Origin of the sequence: Cupriavidus sp. SIMBA_020 (genome assembly GCF_046535395.1) — a bacterium.
GTDB lineage: Bacteria > Pseudomonadota > Gammaproteobacteria > Burkholderiales > Burkholderiaceae > Cupriavidus > Cupriavidus campinensis.
In genome coordinates this window covers 1-236 of record NZ_JAWRWU010001675.1, presented here as the reverse complement: position 1 = coordinate 236, position 236 = coordinate 1, and the positions used below count along the sequence as shown (strand labels likewise).

Genomic DNA, 236 nt, shown 5'->3' with positions numbered 1-236 from the left:
GAAACACCTCCGTCACGCCCATCCCCTCCGATCCGTGGCAACGCGCGCAAAACGACGTATAGACGCGCGGGCCGAGCGTTTGCGGCGGGTCGACGCGGTTGGCGTTGCGCGTGGACGGATCGGGCCGCGCGTGCGGGTCGTAGCGTCCAGCCGGTTTTTGCGCCGGCAGGGATTTGAGGTAATGGGCGATGGCGAGCGCGTCGTCGTCGGTCAGATATTGCGTGCTGTCCTCGACC

1 pseudogene is annotated in these 236 nt (G+C 66.9%); it reads right to left on the bottom strand.

The features are described 5' to 3' along the window. Positions 1–236, bottom strand: a pseudogene (locus tag SB751_RS35300) (cytochrome c); the annotation flags it as partial.